This window comes from Proteiniclasticum sp. (assembly GCF_003514505.1).
GTDB lineage: Bacteria > Bacillota > Clostridia > Clostridiales > Clostridiaceae > Proteiniclasticum.
Window position 1 is genome coordinate 197,051 of record NZ_DOPX01000016.1, and the last position, 16,098, is coordinate 213,148.

Consider the following 16,098-nt stretch of genomic DNA (forward strand, 5'->3'; position numbering starts at 1 on the left):
ACATACCAGAACCTAAACAACACAACATACCAACCCAAGTTACCATTATTAAGTTTAAAACAATGAATCATCATTGTAATTTAAGGAGGAACACTACATGAAAAAAATCGTTGCTATGCTGGCATCCCTAGCAATAGTTGCATCTTTTGCGGCTTGTGGCGCAAAGGAAGAGACCCCAGAAACCCCAGGAACTGAAACACCTGGTACCGAAACTCCATCAGAAGAGCCAGAAGATGAAGAACCAGCTCAGGGTGTATTCGATGATCGAATCGTCGTTGGTAACTCTGCTGCCACATCCGGAAACTATGCTCCTGTTGGTGTACCATTCAACGCTGGTATCGAAGCTTACTTCAAGATGATCAATGAAGCAGGTGGCGTGAACGGAAGAAAGATTGAATTCAAGCATATTGATGATGAATTTGATCCAGTGAAGGGTAAGGCTGCTCTTTCCACACTGGTTGAAGATGAAAAGATCTTCGCTCTTGTTGGACACTTTGGCACACCAGTAGTTGGCGCAACCATCGAAGACGTGAAGGAATATGGAATTCCAGCAGTTTATTTTGCAACAGGTATCGGTCAGCTATACAATGACAAGGCTGAAGGCAAAGACAGAGGAATCTTCCCTGTACAGCCAATCTACAAGACTGAAGGACAGATCATGGTAGCAAGAGCTGTAGGTGACTTCGAAGCGAAGAAGATTGGTGTAATCTACACCAACGACGATGCTGGTAAGGATCTTTATGCTGGTGTAGAGGCAAAAGCGAAGGAACTTGGCGTAGAAATCGTTGCAGAGCAGGTAGCTGCTGGTGCAACAGACGTTTCTTCCGCAGTGACTTCCATCAAGAATGCCAATGTAGATTTCATCATCGGTGCTGCAATTCAGGCAACCATTCCTACCATCGTGAAGGAACTGGCTGCTCAGAACGTAAACAAAGATGTCATCACCACCTACGTGAATGTATCCCCAGTCATCTCTGAAGCTGTCATCAATGAAATCAACGGCAAGTTTGATGTATACGGACTGGGCTGGGTTGACCTTGTAGAAAACGCAGACAACCTTGCAGCATTTGCTGAATGGGCTCCAGACTACGCTACTAACGTATATGCAATGACTGGATGGATCGCTGGACACTTCTTTGTAGAAGGTCTGAAGAGAGTAGAAGGAACCGTTACATGGGACAAGTACATGGATGCACTGGAAAGCGCTCCAATCAAGAACCCATTTGGTGGAGAAATCAACTATGCAGACGGTCTGAGAGCAGGTACACAGGAAATGAACCTGTCCAAGGTTGGTCTGGTGGAAAATGCACCAGGTTGGGTGCCAGTAGACGGACTTCAGTCCATGGATTCCCTTCTAGGAAAATAGAGTAAAGTCACATAGACGATATGATTTCCTAAAAGATGCAAACATTTTAAAATCCCCTATCATCAAAGTTTTAAATATCCTATTCTAGTAACAGGAAACCTGTATCAAAGGGAAAACATAATGGTCATAAAGGGCAGGTGAAGACCTGCCCTTTTTTAAAAAAATAAATCAGGAGGCGCCTAATTATGTCCTATAAAGAAAAAGTGATCAGTCTGGAACAGGCATTAGCTATGATCCAATCCGATATGAATGTAGTAACAGGTCTTGGTGCGGGAGAAGCTCAGCTTATTATGAATAATATCCACACCATCGCAGACAGAGTGAAGAATGTCACCATCACCAATTGCCTTTCCATGGCCAGTGGGGAATTTCTAAAAGAAGAATACGTAGATGCATTCAACATCGACGGATGGTTCTTCTCCCCACCACTGCGTAGAGCATTCAAAAATGGAAATGTATCGTTTATACCAAATCATCTCCATCTGGCAGGATGGAAGAGACTGGACCATGTGAAGCCTGATATTTTTGTCGGTACCGCTTCCATGCCCGATGAGCATGGATTCATCTCTCTATCCACTTCCAATACCTATGAATCCCAGATGATTGAGAATGCAGGGATTGTGATTCTGGAGATCAACCCCAATTATCCAAGAACCTTTGGGGATGTGGAGATTCATTATTCGGACATTGATTATTTCATTGAAGCGGATTATAAGGTGCCTTCACTTCCAGACACAGTACCCAATGAGAAGGACCTGAAAATTGGGGCGTACATTGCAGACCTCATCCATGATGGTGATACGCTGCAGCTGGGCATCGGCGGTATCCCCAACGCCGTGGCATCTGCGCTGAAGGGAAAGAAGGATCTTGGCATCCATACGGAGATGATGACCTCTGGCATGGTGGAGCTCATTGAATGCGGTGCTGTGACAGGAAAGAAGAAGACGCTTCATAAAGGCAAGCATGTGGCGACCTTTGCTCTAGGCAATCAGAAGCTTTATGACTTCATCAACAACAATCCTTCTGTCATGATTCTCAACGGAAAGTATGTCAATGATCCTGCGGTCATCGGACTCAATGACAACATGGTTTCCATCAATACCGCCTTGGAAGTGGATCTCACCGGCCAGGTGTGCTCAGAGTCCATTGGACATATTCAGTTCTCTGGTACAGGTGGACAGTCGGACACAGCTGTTGGGGCTCAGAATGCCAAGAATGGCCGAAGCTTCATTGCCCTTTACTCCACAGCCATGGTAAAAAATCCAGTAACTGGTGAAAGAGAAGAGAAATCAAAGATTGTGCCATTCCTGAAACCAGGAGCCATTGTGACCCTTTCCAGAAACGATGTGGATATGGTCGTTACAGAATATGGCATCGCTCATCTTCGTGGCACCAATGTCCGAGAAAGAATCGAAAGACTCATTGCCATTGCACACCCTGATTTCAGAGATGAGATCCTCAAGGAAGCACATGAGCTGGGCCTGATTTTTGATAAGTAGGTGAAGAAATGGCATTTTTTGAATTTCAGGGGAAAAACGTATATTATGAAACCCATGGTGAAGGAAAACCCCTGATTCTCCTCAATGGCATCATGATGTCCACAAAGAGCTGGGGCATCTTCAAAGATGCCTTCAGTGCAAACAACAGACTGATCCTTCTGGATTTTCTGGATCAGGGACAGTCTGATAAAGTAGTAGAAGAGTACACCCAAGATCTCCAGGTGGAAGTGCTCAATGCGCTCATCAAAGAGCTGAACTACGATAAAGTGAATCTTCTTGGTATCTCCTATGGTGGAGAAGTTGCACTAAGATTCATCACAAAGTATGAGGGTCTGGTGGACAGACTTGTGCTGTTCAATACGTCCCACAGAACCAGCCCTTGGCTGAAAGACATCGGAGATGCGTGGAACTTAAGTAGAGACAATGCACTGGATTACTACCTCACTACCATTCCTGTGATTTATTCCCCTGAGTTTTACAACCGGAACAGGGAATGGATGGAGAACCGGAAGAAACTTCTTACAGCCACTGTATTCAGTGACAAAAACTTTATGGACGCCATGGTGCGCCTGACAAGAAGCGCAGAGACCCATGATGTGACAGAGGATCTGAAAGACATCAGAACCAGAACACTCATTGTGAGCAGCGAGAATGACTTCATCACGCCGAAAGAGGAACAGGAAGCCCTTCATAAACTTCTTGTGAACTCTGACTATGTGATGCTGCCAAAAACAGGACACGGCTCCATGTATGAAAGACCAGCACTTTTTACCGCGCTGACTCTAGGTTATATCAATGCTTCCGATTTAGAAATGACAGTACTATAATCTTTTGAGAATGATAGTGTTTCATAATTGTTCCTGTTGTGATAAAATCGAAATGATATAATTTGAAGAGACCAGTCAAAGACCCAAAAGAGTAAGACTGGCAGTTAGGAGATACTTTGGAAGAGTTTGTAAATTTACCAAAAACCAAAAGAGGACAGAAGACTTTAGATAATATCGTCCGTGCGGCTGAGGAGCTTTTCTTTGAGAAGGGCTACCATGCCACTTCCATCATCGATATTACCAACGAAGCCAATATTGCTCTGGGCACCTTCTATATTTATTTTAAGGACAAATACAGTCTGTATAAATTTCTGCTTTTAAGTTACAGCCACGATATCAGAAAAGCCATTGCTTTGGATATCAAGCCAAGCCATACAAGATTCGAAGCGGAAAAAATAGGTCTGAAGGCGTTTTTGGTGTATATCAGAGACCATAAACATGTCTACAATATCATCTGGGAGTCACTCTACATCGACAAGACACTGTTTATTGAGTACTATGAGGACTTTGCAGGACGGTATGCCACAGGTCTTGTGAAAGCCCAGGAAAAAGGAGAAGTCGTGGATGTGGACACCACGATCCTCAGCTATTTCCTCATGGGGGTTTCAAACTTCATTGGACTGAAATATGTGATGTTTGATGAAGACAAGGATGACAATCTGGATGAAGTGGTGGAAAAAGTCATGGATATCCTGGAAGCAGGCATGTTCCTCAATAAGAAATCAAAGAACTAGAAATAAGGAGAAGGATCTATCAACACGATGGATCCTTCTCCTTTATTAATGGAAATCTTCAGTTCATCGAAATTTGTATCAGGTAAAGAATCATGAGATGTACCGGATAAGCCGCATAAAAGCCGTATTGGATCAGTCTGCTTCCAAGGCCTGGTTTGCCATTATAGAGCATGATTGGAATCACAGCAAATATGGCGTACATCTGAATGGAGCCCGAGAGAAAAGACGTTGCAGTGCCTATTGCCAGCAGTATATAGATCTCTTTCAGACCATGAGGCATGCTCCTTGCAAAGTAGAAAATGAGAATATAGAGGATGCCGAGAATGGTGTAGTCGGTGTTCAGAAGTGTTGCCAGCACCGCGGCACCTACAAAACCAGCAATAGAAACCAGAGGGATTTTATACCGGAAGCTTTCTGAGATCCAAATTCCCGAAAGCCCAAGAAACAGAGTGAAGAATATATTCTGATGGCTGCCATTCAAACCGCCAAAGAACGCATAATCAAAGGGAAGCTCTGAGATCAGGGCGAAAATGAAAAGCCTTGCTGCATACTTTTCTCTGCTCTTTGTGTGAAAGAAGCCTTCCACCAGAAGGAAACAGTAAATGGGAAAGGCGAGACGGCCTATGATCCGATAGAGATCTTGTCCACTAAAGAAAATAGCACCTGTATGGTCAATGATCATGGTAATCAGGGCAATCAGTTTCAAATGCATGGAATTTAGCAGTTTCATCATTCCACCTCCACTTCATATTATAGAGGTTTCTCACGCCGACTGAAACAGAATCTTTGTGATGAAAGCAATCTGGCTGAAAGCATATCAAAAAAAAGCAGCCATCGGTTATTCACCAATGGCTGGATAGAGATTCAGGATACTTTTTTGGGGAACCAGGGAAAGAACTTGCTGGTTCTTCTGGCATAGGCTTTAAAGTCTTCTCTGTCCTTATATTTCTTTTCCAGGAGTGGCACTCCAGAAACAAAGAGGAGGAGAAGGGTCATGAGGATGGGACTGAACACAAAGGGCAGATCCTTCAGACCTGAATAGGAAATCAGGTAGAAACCGAACCACATGGCAGATTCTCCAAAATAGTTCGGATGCCTGGTCAGAGCCCAGAGTCCGGTGGTCATGAGTTTACCTTTATTCGCAGGATCTTTTTTGAAGTTTTTCAGCTGTGCATCCCCTACGGCTTCGAAGAAAAATCCAATGGCGAAGAGGGCAATTCCCACATAGTTCAGAAGACTCAGGGAAGAAACATCAGAGCTGTTTCCTCTGATAAGAGGAAGACCCACCAGATAGGAGAGTACTCCCTGAAGAAGGAATACATTGGCGTAAGCCTTCAGCCTTGGCAGTTTTGTGCCCCATCTTTTTCTCATATTCACATAACGGTAATCCTCAGGCTTGTTCCAGTTCCGAAGTGTGATGTAATAAAAGAGCCGGAGGGACCAAAGGGCCACTACTGCGGTTAAGAGATTCTGACGAAGTCCTGGGTTTTCAGCGGTGATCAGGGTGTAAAGTGCAATCAGCAGAAAAGAAGGACCCCAGAAACTGTCCACGATGGAATTGTTCTCCAGGTACTGTGCAAGAATAAAAAGTAATGTAAAAAATACCAGCAGCATCAATGCTGTGCCTACATAGGGATTCATAGAAGATCTCCTTTCTCGCGCATGTATGATAATGCTACAGAACCTACACCGGCGCTCATGCCTACGATGGTTGAAATGTTCATGATGTATAGGGGTTCAAATCCCAAATACTCCTGACATTTGGCCTTCATGGCCAAAGCCCGCTTTTCGTCGTTGGCGTGGACAATACTGTAGCGTGTGATTGCGCTTTCTTCATGGTCTTTTTTCATAATATCTATGATTTTCTGAGTATTTGCCTTCTCACTGAAGGCTTTGGCGGCAATGGAGCCTTTTCCCTCCGAGTCTAAAGAGACCACGGGTTTCAGGTTCATGATTTTACCGGCAAATCCTGTGACTTTACTGAGCCTGCCGGATCGTACCATATACGTCAGCGTGTTCACGCTGACGAGGATTTTTGTCTGATCCCGTAAAGCTTCAATGGTTTCTACGATCTTTTCAAAGGGTTTTCCTTCTTTTATCAGTTCTGAAGCCTTCATCACAAGAAGACCCTCGGCGGCGGAGTTCTGCTTGGAGTCCACCACATAAATTTTCTTTCCTTCAGTTCTCAGCTTTTCTGCAGCTTTTTCAAAGACGTTGTGGGTGCCGCTCTGTACTTTTGCCACGGTGATCACAAGGATCTCGTCATAATGTGCGGCAATACTGCCTAAGAAGGCTTCCACAGTCTTCGGATTAGGCTGAGCTGATTTTGGATATTCTGAAGCTTCATCCAGAAGAGGATAAAATACATCCGGCGTCATGGTGACTTTGTCCAGATAAGTTGTGCCTTCAAACACAAGGTTCAAGGGCAGCATATGAACCTGCTCCTCATCCAGATAGGATAGAGGAAGATCCGCGATGGAATCGGTGACCAGGGCGATGGGATATTTTCTCTTATAGGCTGCTTCATTCTGGCGGATCATATCGTCGGCCTTCTGCTGCAGGATGGTCCCTTTTGTTTTCAGTTTCTGGAAGAAATCCACAGGAGAATTGGTGTGAATGTGGATTTTCACTTTATTGGGGTTCCCTGCAACGATGAGAGAATCGCCCAATGAGGAGAGTTCCGCCCGAAGTGCATCTAAATCAAGGTTTTCTCCTGAAATCAGTGCTTCTGTGCAGTATCTCTCGTGAATCTCGTCATGGTCATGACCAGGATACTCTGTGAAATCGATGGTCTCCTTTGAAAGATTCTGATCGGATTTGAAGAGTCCTGTACTTAAGAAAGATGCAAAACCTTCCAGAAAGCACACAAAACCCTTTGCTCCTGAATCCACGACCTTTGCGTCTTCCAATACCTTCAGTTTCTCCGGGGTATGCTTCAGAGAAGTCATGGCATCGTTGACGGAAGAGGAAAGGAGCTCATGAAAGTCTTTTGCATGGTCTTTGTACCGGTGAATGGCTGAAGCCCAATCTTTGATCACCGTAATGATGGTACCCTCCACGGGGTTCGCAATGGCATGATAGGCATGAGGCACAGCACCGTTGACCATTTCTGAGAATCCGGACATGGTGATGGATTCTTCTTTGGGAAGGCTCATGAAGATTCCGTTGATGTACTGCGCCATGATGATACCGGAGTTTCCGCGGGCACCGGTAAGGGCTGCATCCGCGATGGAGTTCATGGTATCTTTCACAGTGGGTTTGATCTGGGCTTCCTGAAGAATGGAATGCATCGTGTGGGCGAGATTGCTCCCTGTGTCTCCATCAGAGACGGGGAACACATTGATTTCATTTAGGATTCTTTTGTTCCGGATGACTTCTTGGGCCCCGGAGAGAAAAGAATAGTAAAGTTTTTCGCTGTCCAGATACTGAATACTCATAAAGATTTCTCCTTTGACTGTTACATTTTTAAAAGGCTGGTGGCTACAAAGTAGGTGATCCCTGAGGTTGCTGCATTTAAGAAAGTACCCCAGATGAGATCAATAATTGTGATGTTCAGTGGCCAGTCTTTTAATGTGGCTAGATTGGTAAGATCATAGGTTCCGTAGGTGATGAGTCCAAAGAAGGCACCAAGGGTAATGGCATACATGAGATCGCCCTTTTCAATAGCAGGCATAATGACAAAGAAAACAAGGCCTGCAATGAAGAGAAAATAAAAGACCAGTGCTGCGGCCCAGTTGACATTTGGTGCCATGAGATGTCCCAGATACTCCTTATAGAGCTTCTTGGAAATGACTCCCAGCCAGACAATGTCCACAAGAAAGAAGATGACTAAGGTCAGGGCATAGACTTTCAAAAACTGCATGATGATACCTCCTGTCTATTGTTACTATTATTGTACTTTATTCAAGGGCGCTAAGGTTGAACAATCTATTATATTTTCAAGCTTGGCTTGATATTACAGGCTTTTTTTCCTTATAGAGGACTGGAGATGTGCCAAAGAAAATATGCTTTTTCATGGCTTCTTCTTCCAGAAGGTGAAGCTCATGGACCAAGGTGTCTTCAAAGACACCATCTTTAGGATCCTTGATCTCAGAAAGAGGGTGATGGGTCTTCTTCAGCTGATTGGTGTAGTTTTTCCAAAGACTTCCGCGTATTTTTTCTGGTGTGGAAGGGTACTGGAGAAGAGAAAGGATCTTTCCGCGAAACTCTTCTAGAACCTCTATACCTGCATCAGACTGAAGAGCGGCAATGTCCCGTCCCAATTGCCTTGCGTCCACATTCTTGAGCTCCTGGCAAAGAAATTTCAGGATATACCAGCTTTCAAAAAGGCTCTGACGGTGGGGCAGTGGAACACTTTTCATCCAGTGGTAAGCAAGGATTCTTCTTTTGAGGTCCCATAGCTTGAGTGGATCCTCGAAAGTAGATATAGGAACAAAATAGGCTTCATCCAGCTCCTTAACCTCACCAAGGACAAAGGGTGGGGAAGTTTCACTGTTTTTATCCAGGATAAGGATTGAAATGCCTTCTAATCCTTCTGAAGAAAGTTTGGTTCTATGAAGTTCATAATCACAATCTGTGATGCCCAGGGGTGCTTTGTCATGAACGATGACATTGATTTTATCCATTCGAATCCTCCCCCTGTTTCAGTGCATCCACATTGTTCACATAAGTACCGATACTGAATTTTCTTTCAAGGCCTTTGTCGTTCATATACCGGACTTTTCCAAATACCGCCCGTTCTTTCCAGGCTCTGTCGTGCTTTCCGAAGCACCAGGCAATGCCCGCATAGCCATTGGGATCACGGCCATCTAGACTGTATCTGTTGTTAAGATAAACAAGGATGTCATAGGCTTCTTCCGGTGAAGATGTCCATTCGATGACTTTCTTTCCCCAGTACATTCTCATGTAGCCATGCATTTTTCCTTTTACCACCATTTCACTTTGAGCAGCATTCCAGTAAGGGTCGTGGGTTTTTGCCTGTTCTAGCTCTTCCTTTGTGTAAAGATAGGGCCGTGGATCGTTTTTATGGGAGAGAAGTGTTTCTCTTGCAAAAGAAGAGATGGACCCAAAGGTGTCATACTGCGGATTATACTCTACAAAGTTCATGGCCAGTTCCCGTCTTACAATGAGTTCATCTACCATTGAGGCTCTGTTTTCTGAAGGAGCCTGAGGTAGCGAAAGGTAGATCTCCAAGGGGGAAATCTGCCCGAAGTGAAGATAGGGAGAAAGGTTCGAAGCGGCATCCACAGCAGGATCATTTCTCAAAGAGGCAAAGTTCGTATATTTTTCCTGGAGGAACCTCTGAAGGTGCTTTTTAGCTTCGGAGTATCCCCCACGGAAATAGTGAGAGACTGGAAAAACGCTCCGATCTATGTCCAGGGCAGCTAGGATTTCGGCAAGGTTCTCAAAGGCCATCTCTTCCACAGGAAATGCTCCTGTATATTCTGGGAAATCATAAGACGGAAACTTCATGGGGTGCGTAAATTCTGGAAGCAGCCGTTCGATTTTTCTTCGGATGGTTGCAGCGGCATATTCCTCTTTCTGGGAGACCGTGTCCACGGGAACCACCACATTGGATTCCACCTGGATGAAAGGACAAGAAACCTTTTCTTTGATCCGGCTCCTAAACTCACGCTCAATCCGAAGATATCCTCTGTCTGTCACAAGAACTGCGGCATTTTCAGAAAGCTTCCAAGCGCCAATCTCAGGAGAGTTATGGACCACCACAAAACGGATTCCTTTTTTGGAAAGCTCTCTTTTTACTTCCAGAAGCCCCTCCACCATGAACTGATAGTGACGCAGTGCTGCATCAGGGAAGTGGTCCATGAGTCCAAAATACACCACAAGAGGAAGAGAAAGGCGTTCTGATTCAAGAAGCGCATATAAAAATGCAGGGTTGTAGTGAAGCCTTTGTGAGGCTTGCATCCAGTACAGCACATAGTCTCCGTTTGTTTCTTTTACCTCGTTGAGGCGCTTTATCCGCTCCTTATGAATCATGTTTCAATCTTCCTTCCTTCTATAGTTAAACGTCCATACCAATACGTCCGTCTTTGATTTCGATGATACGGTCTGCTTTTTCTGCAATTCTTCGATCATGGGTGATGATCACAAAGGTGGTGTTAAATTTCTTGTTGATGTCTCTTAACAGATTATAGATGGTTTCCGTGGTGTCAGAATCGAGATTTCCCGTGGGCTCATCCGCAAGGATGATCTTTGGGTTGTTCATGAGCGCCCTTGCAATGGCTGTTCTCTGCTGCTGACCTCCGGACATGTTGGTGGCCAGATTGTTCTTTACTTTTTCAAGACCCACCAGGTTCATCAGCTCGTGGGCTCTTTTTTCCGCTTCCTTTGTCACTTTCCCATGCAGAATCTTATAAGGCATCAGAACATTTTCAAAGGCTGTGAATTCAGGGAGCAGGTAGTGGAACTGGAAAATGAATCCCATGGTTTCATTTCGAAGAACCGCCAGCTCTTCCTTGTTCATCTGGTCCGTTCTTTTTCCGCCGATATACACTTCTCCATTGGAGGGCTTATCCAGGGTGCCCACGATGTTCAGGAGGGTGCTCTTACCGGAGCCGGATTGTCCGATGATGGAGTTGAAAGTTCCTTCTCTGATCTCTAGGTTCAAATCATAGAGTACCTGGGTCTTTACTGCAGTTCCGTATATTTTATTGATGTTTTTCAGTTCAATTACATTATTAGGCATTTCTGATCACCTCTATTGGACTTAGTTTGCTGGAGGTTCTTGCAGGGATAAGGGCAGCAATGACAGAAGCTGCCACAGCAATCACTGCAGAGAATGTAATAAAGACGGGGTCGATGAATAGTGGCACTACAGGAGTTCCATCGGGATTCAGGGCAAACTTTGTGAAGGTGAAGGCCAGAAGAAGGCCTAGAGCTACACCCAGTATTGCGCCAAGTACCCCCAGGAGGAGTCCCTGGAAGAGAAAAATGAGACTGGAGTCTTTATCTTTAATGCCCATGGCTTTCAATATACCAATCTGCTTGGATTTCTGCACCACAGTGATGGCCAGGATACTGGCAATGCCAAGGAGCACAGAGATCATGACGAAGACTTGGATCATGATGCTGGATACGCTTTGTCCGTTGAGACCGCTTAAAAGATCTTCATTCTGGGCTTTCCAGTTATCTACTATTAAGGTCTCGGAGGTTTCTCTCTCTTTGATGGAATCAGCCACCGTATCCGCTAAAAAGACATCTTTCAGCTGCATGTTGATGCTGGTGACCTGATCGTCATAGGAGAAGATACTCTGAGCCGTTTCAAGGTTTGTGATGGTCCAGGACTTGTTTAAAGAAGCGACACCTAAGTTGAAGAATCCGGTGACTGTAACAGTTGAAGTGTCTCCAAAGTTTGCCAGAAGCTCAATCTTATCGCCGATGGAGATGCCGGCTTCCTCTTTGAGGTCCACACCGAGGAGCACTTCACCTTCCTTTTCAGGAAGAGCTCCATCCACAAGGCTTTCTTTGATATTGAAGATTTTGTCTGCATCATCAATGTTGAATCCCCGAAGAAGGATGCTGTAGGTCTCCTCATCTTTTGAAATCAGTGCGGGACCGTCTGCAGCCACGGAAAGGTTGATGACTTCTTCCTCATTTTCAGAAATTCTTTCCACGATTTCTTCATAGTCTGCAATGAGTTTTTCTTCATTATTCGAGGTTAAAGTGATTTGAGGCTGGTTGCCGATGGTGGTATCCACCAGAGATTTCTGAAGGCCTTGAATCAGGGAACCGATGAAAATCTGAACCGAAACACCAATGGCGATACCAAGGGCAATGAGTATGGTCTGTCCTTTACTGGACTTTAAAAATCGGGTTGCGATTTGAAATGCTAGTTTCATTTTATGTCCCCTCCAGAGATGGAAATAATGTCATGGAATGTTGTCATATAATAGTCAGCACCGAGGCTTTCTCTCTTCTCGCCAAGTTTTGAGATGGCGTAGCCGCCTGCGATGATTTTGGTCTCTTTACTTGCTTCCCGGATCTTTGCGATGGTGTTTCTTGCAGAAACCAAGTGATACGGATTGGTGATGCTTAAAGCGATGTAGTCCAGTTTTTGGGATTTCAGTCCTGCCACGAAGACTTCTTTCGGGGTATTGCTGCCCACAAAGACTGCGTTGTAGCCAAGCATGGTGAAGTAGTCTGTGATCATTCTTGCACCCAGTTCGTGATGTTCGTCCTGAGGACAAACCACAGCCACCGTTTTAGGACTGGTGACACCGTATTTTTCTTCCCGCTCCTTCATCACATAAGGGAAGCAGTTTTCCACAATGGTGCGGATGATGGAGGTCCTGACGTGTTCTTTCCAAATATCCTGCTCTTCGTTTCCTGTACTCTTCATTGTATTTAAGGATGGAGCAAGGATTTCTTCATAGACTTCCATAAGACTGTACGTTCCCTGTTTTAGAAGGGACAGGATATATGTAAGGGCTTCATTTCTGTTTTCTTGTTCCAGCAGTTGGGTAAATTCTTCTAAATGCTGATTCATAACACACCTCTTGTTCAATTAGTTATTTCTTACAACAATAATATACCACGTAATGAAATATTGCAAACAATTGAATTGAATAACTTGCAGTCTATCACAAAACGTGATTTAATGTATTTAAATAAGTAAGAAAACAATAATTAACACGTATTGTGTGTTGGAACAAAGTGAAAGGAGGGTTGGTACACAAGGGTTTCGGTGTACCATAAAGCATGAGCAAAGAGTTTTCATCCCGTATTAAAGAATTGAGAAAAAAATATGGTATGACCCAGAAGGATGCCGCATCTGCTTTGGGCATCGGACAGACCACCATTGCGAACTACGAGAATGGCACAAGAGTTCCAGATCTTTCTAAAGTATCGGAGATTGCCGATCTCTACAAAGTATCTGTAGATTATCTTTTAGGCAGAGATGATCAGTATGTGAGAAAAGAAGCGGAGAACAAAGAAGCAGAGGATTCCAAAGATTATCCCTATGAGCTTTATATGAAAAGCCTTCTGGAAGGGGATAAGAAGATGGTGCGGAAGATTCTTCTCCATCTGCTGAAGAAAGGTGTTCCATCCAAAGTGATTTATCATGATTACATCGAGCGTTCACTGAAAGAAACAGGGGAGCTCTGGGAAAAGGGAGAAATGCCCATCTGGAAAGAGCATTTTATTTCAGAGATCTCCCTGGAGAATATGGCGCTGGTGAAAAGAAGAAAGTTCCAGGAAGGGGACGGAGAAAGACCGATTCTACTTCTGACGCCAGGAGCGGAGCAGCATCATATCGGATTGAAAATGGTAGGAGATATTCTCGAGTCCAATGGACACAATGTCATGTATCTTGGGAATATGATTCCCACGGATAATATTGTCCAGGCGATTAAGGACAAAAAGCCTTATGCCATCATACTTTCCGTCACCATGCCCTATCACATTGATTCAGCGAAGCTTCTCATTGATGTCATCAAACAGAAGTTTGGGACCAAGACCCCCACCATTATTATTGGAGGAAGAGCTTTTCTCAATGTAGGGAATGTGGCTACAGAAACGGGGGCGGATGTATACTGTCAGAGCGTGGAAGAAGTGGAAAGAAATCTGAAGAGAATATAAGGCAAAAACAACTATAAAAAAAGATTAAAAGGCAGACCCCTCAATAAACGGAGGAATCTGCCTTTTTTAGGTTATTTGACTATAAAAGCAGGGCTTCTTTTGCTACACTAGATAAAAAGCATATGAAAAATGAGGTGATCTATGTGGAATATGACGTAAGCAGTATACTGTTTGCTTTTATGCTCACGGTATTTGCAGGTCTTGCAACGGGTGTAGGAAGCCTTATGGCCTTTTATACAAAACAGACCAACAAAAAATTCTTGTCCGCTGCTCTTGGTTTTTCTGCAGGAGTCATGATCTATGTCTCCATGATTGAGATTTTCGTAAAAGCGAAAGATTCTCTGCAGGCAGTTCACGGATCTGAGAAAGGGTATCTGTATACTACTGTGGCATTTTTCGGGGGAATCTTTATCATCGCCCTCATAGACAAACTGGTGCCAAAGGCGGAGAATCCCCACGAGATGAGGGATATTGAAGATCTCGAAGAGGCGAAGAAAGCCAGAGAAAACCATAGCCTTATGAGAATGGGGATGTTTTCGGCTTTGGCCATTGCCACCCATAATTTTCCGGAAGGGCTCGCCACATTCATTGGTGCCCTGGAAGACCCGGCCATGGGAATCAGTATTGCCGTGGCCATTGCCATCCATAACATCCCAGAAGGGATTGCAGTTTCTGTGCCCATCTATCATGCCACAGGCAGCAGAAGACGGGCGTTCAAGTATTCCTTTTTATCAGGACTCTCTGAGCCGGTGGGGGCCATCATTGGTTATTTCCTGCTGCGGAATTACCTTTCGGAATCCATGTTTGGTATTATCTTTGCCATTGTGGCAGGGATCATGGTTTATATTTCTCTTGATGAGCTTTTGCCCACAGCTGAGAAATATGGAGAACACCATATTGCCATTTATGGACTCATCTCTGGCATGATGGTCATGGCAGCAAGCCTTGTGATGTTTGGGGGAGCCTAGTTTTTAGAGAAAGAACCGGATTTCTTCATTTCAAATGAAGGCATCCGGTTCTTTTTATTCAGTAGCTCCTCTATATCGAAAGAAAAAAGAGCTTTCTCCAAATGCTATGGAAAAAGCTCTTATGGTCGGAGTGACAAGACTTGAACTTGCGACCTCTAGACCCCCAGTCTAGCACGCTACCATCTGCGCTACACCCCGATGAACATTACTAATTATAGCCTAAGGTAGAAAAACATTCAAGGGATTGTGACGGAATCCCCAAGAGAAATTTGTGGTAATCATTGCGAGGTATTGTAATCTTTGGAGCAATGTCATATGATTATAATTGAATATGATAATATGAAGGAGGCGAAAGAATCTGGATGTGTTAAAGATCACAAAGGCTTTGGGAGACCAAAACCGGTTGAGAATATTACATCTTTTGTCAGAAGGGGAACTATGTGCCTGCGAACTGGAAGGGATCCTTTCCATGAGCCAGTCCAATGTTTCCAGGCACTTGGCGAAGCTGAATGAAGCCCTTGTGACAGATTTCAGGAAGGACGCCAAGTACAGTTACTACAGGCTGAAAAGGGAGACGTTGAACGCCTATCCGTTTATAACCTCTATGATTGAATCTTTGAAAGAGGAAAAGCTTTATGAGGAGGATCGGAAGAGACTTCAAGAGTATAGAGTGAAAAACTATAATTGTGAGTCTCTGAAAGAAAATGTGCTGCTGTTTATGAATGAAGAGAGGATTGTTTAATATGAATGAAAACTGCGAAATCAAAATCTATGAAAAAGCATTGTGCTGTGAATCTGGCGTCTGTGGTCCTTCGGTGGATCCGGAGCTTCTAAGAATCACCACCGTTATAAGGGGGCTGAATAAAAAAGGATTTGGAGCAAGACGCTACAATCTATCTATGCATCCCATGGAGTTTGCGAAGAATACAGCTTTGACGCAGCTTATGAAGGAAAAAGGAATGGGCGTGCTTCCTGTTACACTATTGAATGGAGAGATTGTGAAGACAGGCCAGTATCCAAGCACTGAGGAGCTTTCCACATGGACTGGAGTTCAAAAAGAAGACCTTGAAGGCAGCAATGACAAGCTGCTGACCCTATAGGGTG

17 protein-coding genes and 1 tRNA gene are annotated in these 16,098 nt (G+C 44.3%); 8 read left to right on the forward strand and 10 right to left on the reverse strand.

The genetic code is table 11. The annotated features are described in order from the left end of the window. Positions 1–97: 97 nt before the first annotated feature. From DEF30_RS05510 to DEF30_RS05525, 4 genes are all read left to right on the forward strand, one after another. Positions 98–1,366, forward strand: a complete 1,269-nt coding sequence (locus DEF30_RS05510; protein ID WP_294097275.1) for an ABC transporter substrate-binding protein — start codon at positions 98–100, stop codon at positions 1,364–1,366. Between the two features lie 185 nt (positions 1,367–1,551). Next, the gene (locus DEF30_RS05515; protein WP_294097277.1) at positions 1,552–2,865 is read left to right on the forward strand and encodes an acetyl-CoA hydrolase/transferase C-terminal domain-containing protein; all 1,314 of its coding nucleotides are present in this window, start codon (positions 1,552–1,554) and stop codon (positions 2,863–2,865) included. Positions 2,866–2,873: 8 nt separating this feature from the next. Continuing rightward, complete coding sequence (locus DEF30_RS05520; RefSeq protein WP_294097279.1) at positions 2,874–3,692, forward strand: alpha/beta hydrolase; 819 nt, start codon at positions 2,874–2,876, stop codon at positions 3,690–3,692. Positions 3,693–3,808: 116 nt separating this feature from the next. Then, the gene (locus DEF30_RS05525) at positions 3,809–4,426 is read left to right on the forward strand and encodes a TetR/AcrR family transcriptional regulator (RefSeq protein ID WP_031574823.1); all 618 of its coding nucleotides are present in this window, start codon (positions 3,809–3,811) and stop codon (positions 4,424–4,426) included. Between the two features lie 58 nt (positions 4,427–4,484). Here DEF30_RS05525 and DEF30_RS05530 read toward each other — a convergent pair whose 3' ends face one another. From DEF30_RS05530 to DEF30_RS05570, 9 genes are all read right to left on the reverse strand, one after another. After that, on the reverse strand, positions 4,485–5,159 hold the full coding sequence (locus DEF30_RS05530) for a TraX family protein (RefSeq protein ID WP_294097284.1): 675 nt from the start codon (positions 5,157–5,159) through the stop codon (positions 4,485–4,487). Positions 5,160–5,290: 131 nt separating this feature from the next. Then, positions 5,291–6,067 carry a DUF1295 domain-containing protein gene (locus DEF30_RS05535; protein WP_294097286.1) on the reverse strand — a complete coding sequence of 259 codons (777 nt, stop codon included), beginning with the start codon at positions 6,065–6,067 and terminating at the stop codon, positions 5,291–5,293. Next, positions 6,064–7,863 carry a DegV family protein gene (locus DEF30_RS05540; RefSeq protein WP_294097288.1) on the reverse strand — a complete coding sequence of 600 codons (1,800 nt, stop codon included), beginning with the start codon at positions 7,861–7,863 and terminating at the stop codon, positions 6,064–6,066. The genes DEF30_RS05535 and DEF30_RS05540 overlap by 4 nt, the downstream gene beginning before the upstream one ends. Positions 7,864–7,883: 20 nt before the next feature. After that, the gene (locus DEF30_RS05545; protein WP_294097290.1) at positions 7,884–8,288 is read right to left on the reverse strand and encodes a DUF2177 family protein; all 405 of its coding nucleotides are present in this window, start codon (positions 8,286–8,288) and stop codon (positions 7,884–7,886) included. A 76-nt stretch (positions 8,289–8,364) separates the two neighbouring features. Next, positions 8,365–9,051, reverse strand: a complete 687-nt coding sequence (locus DEF30_RS05550; protein ID WP_294097292.1) for a hypothetical protein — start codon at positions 9,049–9,051, stop codon at positions 8,365–8,367. Beyond that, positions 9,044–10,423 carry a deoxyribodipyrimidine photo-lyase gene (locus DEF30_RS05555; RefSeq protein WP_294097294.1) on the reverse strand — a complete coding sequence of 460 codons (1,380 nt, stop codon included), beginning with the start codon at positions 10,421–10,423 and terminating at the stop codon, positions 9,044–9,046. Before DEF30_RS05555 ends, DEF30_RS05550 begins: the two co-directional genes overlap by 8 nt. Positions 10,424–10,448: 25 nt before the next feature. Then, positions 10,449–11,132 (reverse strand): ABC transporter ATP-binding protein, encoded by a 684-nt coding sequence (locus DEF30_RS05560; RefSeq protein ID WP_294097296.1) that lies wholly within the window; start codon positions 11,130–11,132, stop codon positions 10,449–10,451. Beyond that, positions 11,125–12,285, reverse strand: a complete 1,161-nt coding sequence (locus DEF30_RS05565) for an ABC transporter permease (RefSeq protein ID WP_294097298.1) — start codon at positions 12,283–12,285, stop codon at positions 11,125–11,127. Before DEF30_RS05565 ends, DEF30_RS05560 begins: the two co-directional genes overlap by 8 nt. Continuing rightward, positions 12,282–12,932 carry a B12-binding domain-containing protein gene (locus tag DEF30_RS05570; RefSeq protein ID WP_294097301.1) on the reverse strand — a complete coding sequence of 217 codons (651 nt, stop codon included), beginning with the start codon at positions 12,930–12,932 and terminating at the stop codon, positions 12,282–12,284. The genes DEF30_RS05565 and DEF30_RS05570 overlap by 4 nt, the downstream gene beginning before the upstream one ends. Before the next feature lie 212 nt (positions 12,933–13,144). Here DEF30_RS05570 and DEF30_RS05575 point away from each other — a divergent pair, with 212 nt between their 5' ends. Together DEF30_RS05575 and zupT are read left to right on the forward strand one after the other, a co-directional pair. Beyond that, complete coding sequence (locus tag DEF30_RS05575; RefSeq protein WP_294097303.1) at positions 13,145–14,026, forward strand: helix-turn-helix domain-containing protein; 882 nt, start codon at positions 13,145–13,147, stop codon at positions 14,024–14,026. A gap of 122 nt (positions 14,027–14,148) precedes the next feature. Then, a complete protein-coding gene (gene zupT / locus DEF30_RS05580) occupies positions 14,149–14,994 on the forward strand; it encodes a zinc transporter ZupT (RefSeq protein ID WP_294097305.1) in 846 nt (281 codons plus the stop codon). A gap of 122 nt (positions 14,995–15,116) precedes the next feature. Here the strand turns inward: zupT and DEF30_RS05585 are convergent. Next, positions 15,117–15,192: transfer RNA gene (locus DEF30_RS05585), tRNA-Pro, on the reverse strand. 166 nt (positions 15,193–15,358) lie between these two features. On the opposite strand from DEF30_RS05585, the gene DEF30_RS05590 reads away from it, so the two are divergent. After that, a complete protein-coding gene (locus DEF30_RS05590; RefSeq protein ID WP_294097307.1) occupies positions 15,359–15,736 on the forward strand; it encodes a metalloregulator ArsR/SmtB family transcription factor in 378 nt (125 codons plus the stop codon). Position 15,737: 1 nt separating this feature from the next. Continuing rightward, positions 15,738–16,094 (forward strand): arsenite efflux transporter metallochaperone ArsD, encoded by a 357-nt coding sequence (gene arsD / locus DEF30_RS05595; RefSeq protein WP_294097309.1) that lies wholly within the window; start codon positions 15,738–15,740, stop codon positions 16,092–16,094. Positions 16,095–16,098: the final 4 nt, after the last annotated feature.

What these genes read in the sequence shown, in the direction of transcription:
- DEF30_RS05510 (WP_294097275.1), top strand. Translation starts at nt 98, where the DNA reads ATGAAAAAAATCGTTGCTATGCTGGCATCCCTAGCAATAGTTGCATCT.
- DEF30_RS05515 (WP_294097277.1), top strand. Translation starts at nt 1,552, where the DNA reads ATGTCCTATAAAGAAAAAGTGATCAGTCTGGAACAGGCATTAGCTATG.
- DEF30_RS05520 (WP_294097279.1), top strand. Translation starts at nt 2,874, where the DNA reads ATGGCATTTTTTGAATTTCAGGGGAAAAACGTATATTATGAAACCCAT.
- DEF30_RS05530 (WP_294097284.1), bottom strand. Translation starts at nt 5,159, where the DNA reads ATGATGAAACTGCTAAATTCCATGCATTTGAAACTGATTGCCCTGATT.
- DEF30_RS05535 (WP_294097286.1), bottom strand. Translation starts at nt 6,067, where the DNA reads ATGAATCCCTATGTAGGCACAGCATTGATGCTGCTGGTATTTTTTACA.
- DEF30_RS05540 (WP_294097288.1), bottom strand. Translation starts at nt 7,863, where the DNA reads ATGAGTATTCAGTATCTGGACAGCGAAAAACTTTACTATTCTTTTCTC.
- DEF30_RS05545 (WP_294097290.1), bottom strand. Translation starts at nt 8,288, where the DNA reads ATGCAGTTTTTGAAAGTCTATGCCCTGACCTTAGTCATCTTCTTTCTT.
- DEF30_RS05550 (WP_294097292.1), bottom strand. Translation starts at nt 9,051, where the DNA reads ATGGATAAAATCAATGTCATCGTTCATGACAAAGCACCCCTGGGCATC.
- DEF30_RS05555 (WP_294097294.1), bottom strand. Translation starts at nt 10,423, where the DNA reads ATGATTCATAAGGAGCGGATAAAGCGCCTCAACGAGGTAAAAGAAACA.
- DEF30_RS05560 (WP_294097296.1), bottom strand. Translation starts at nt 11,132, where the DNA reads ATGCCTAATAATGTAATTGAACTGAAAAACATCAATAAAATATACGGA.
- DEF30_RS05565 (WP_294097298.1), bottom strand. Translation starts at nt 12,285, where the DNA reads ATGAAACTAGCATTTCAAATCGCAACCCGATTTTTAAAGTCCAGTAAA.
- DEF30_RS05570 (WP_294097301.1), bottom strand. Translation starts at nt 12,932, where the DNA reads ATGAATCAGCATTTAGAAGAATTTACCCAACTGCTGGAACAAGAAAAC.
- DEF30_RS05575 (WP_294097303.1), top strand. Translation starts at nt 13,145, where the DNA reads ATGAGCAAAGAGTTTTCATCCCGTATTAAAGAATTGAGAAAAAAATAT.
- zupT (WP_294097305.1), top strand. Translation starts at nt 14,149, where the DNA reads ATGAAAAATGAGGTGATCTATGTGGAATATGACGTAAGCAGTATACTG.
- arsD (WP_294097309.1), top strand. Translation starts at nt 15,738, where the DNA reads ATGAATGAAAACTGCGAAATCAAAATCTATGAAAAAGCATTGTGCTGT.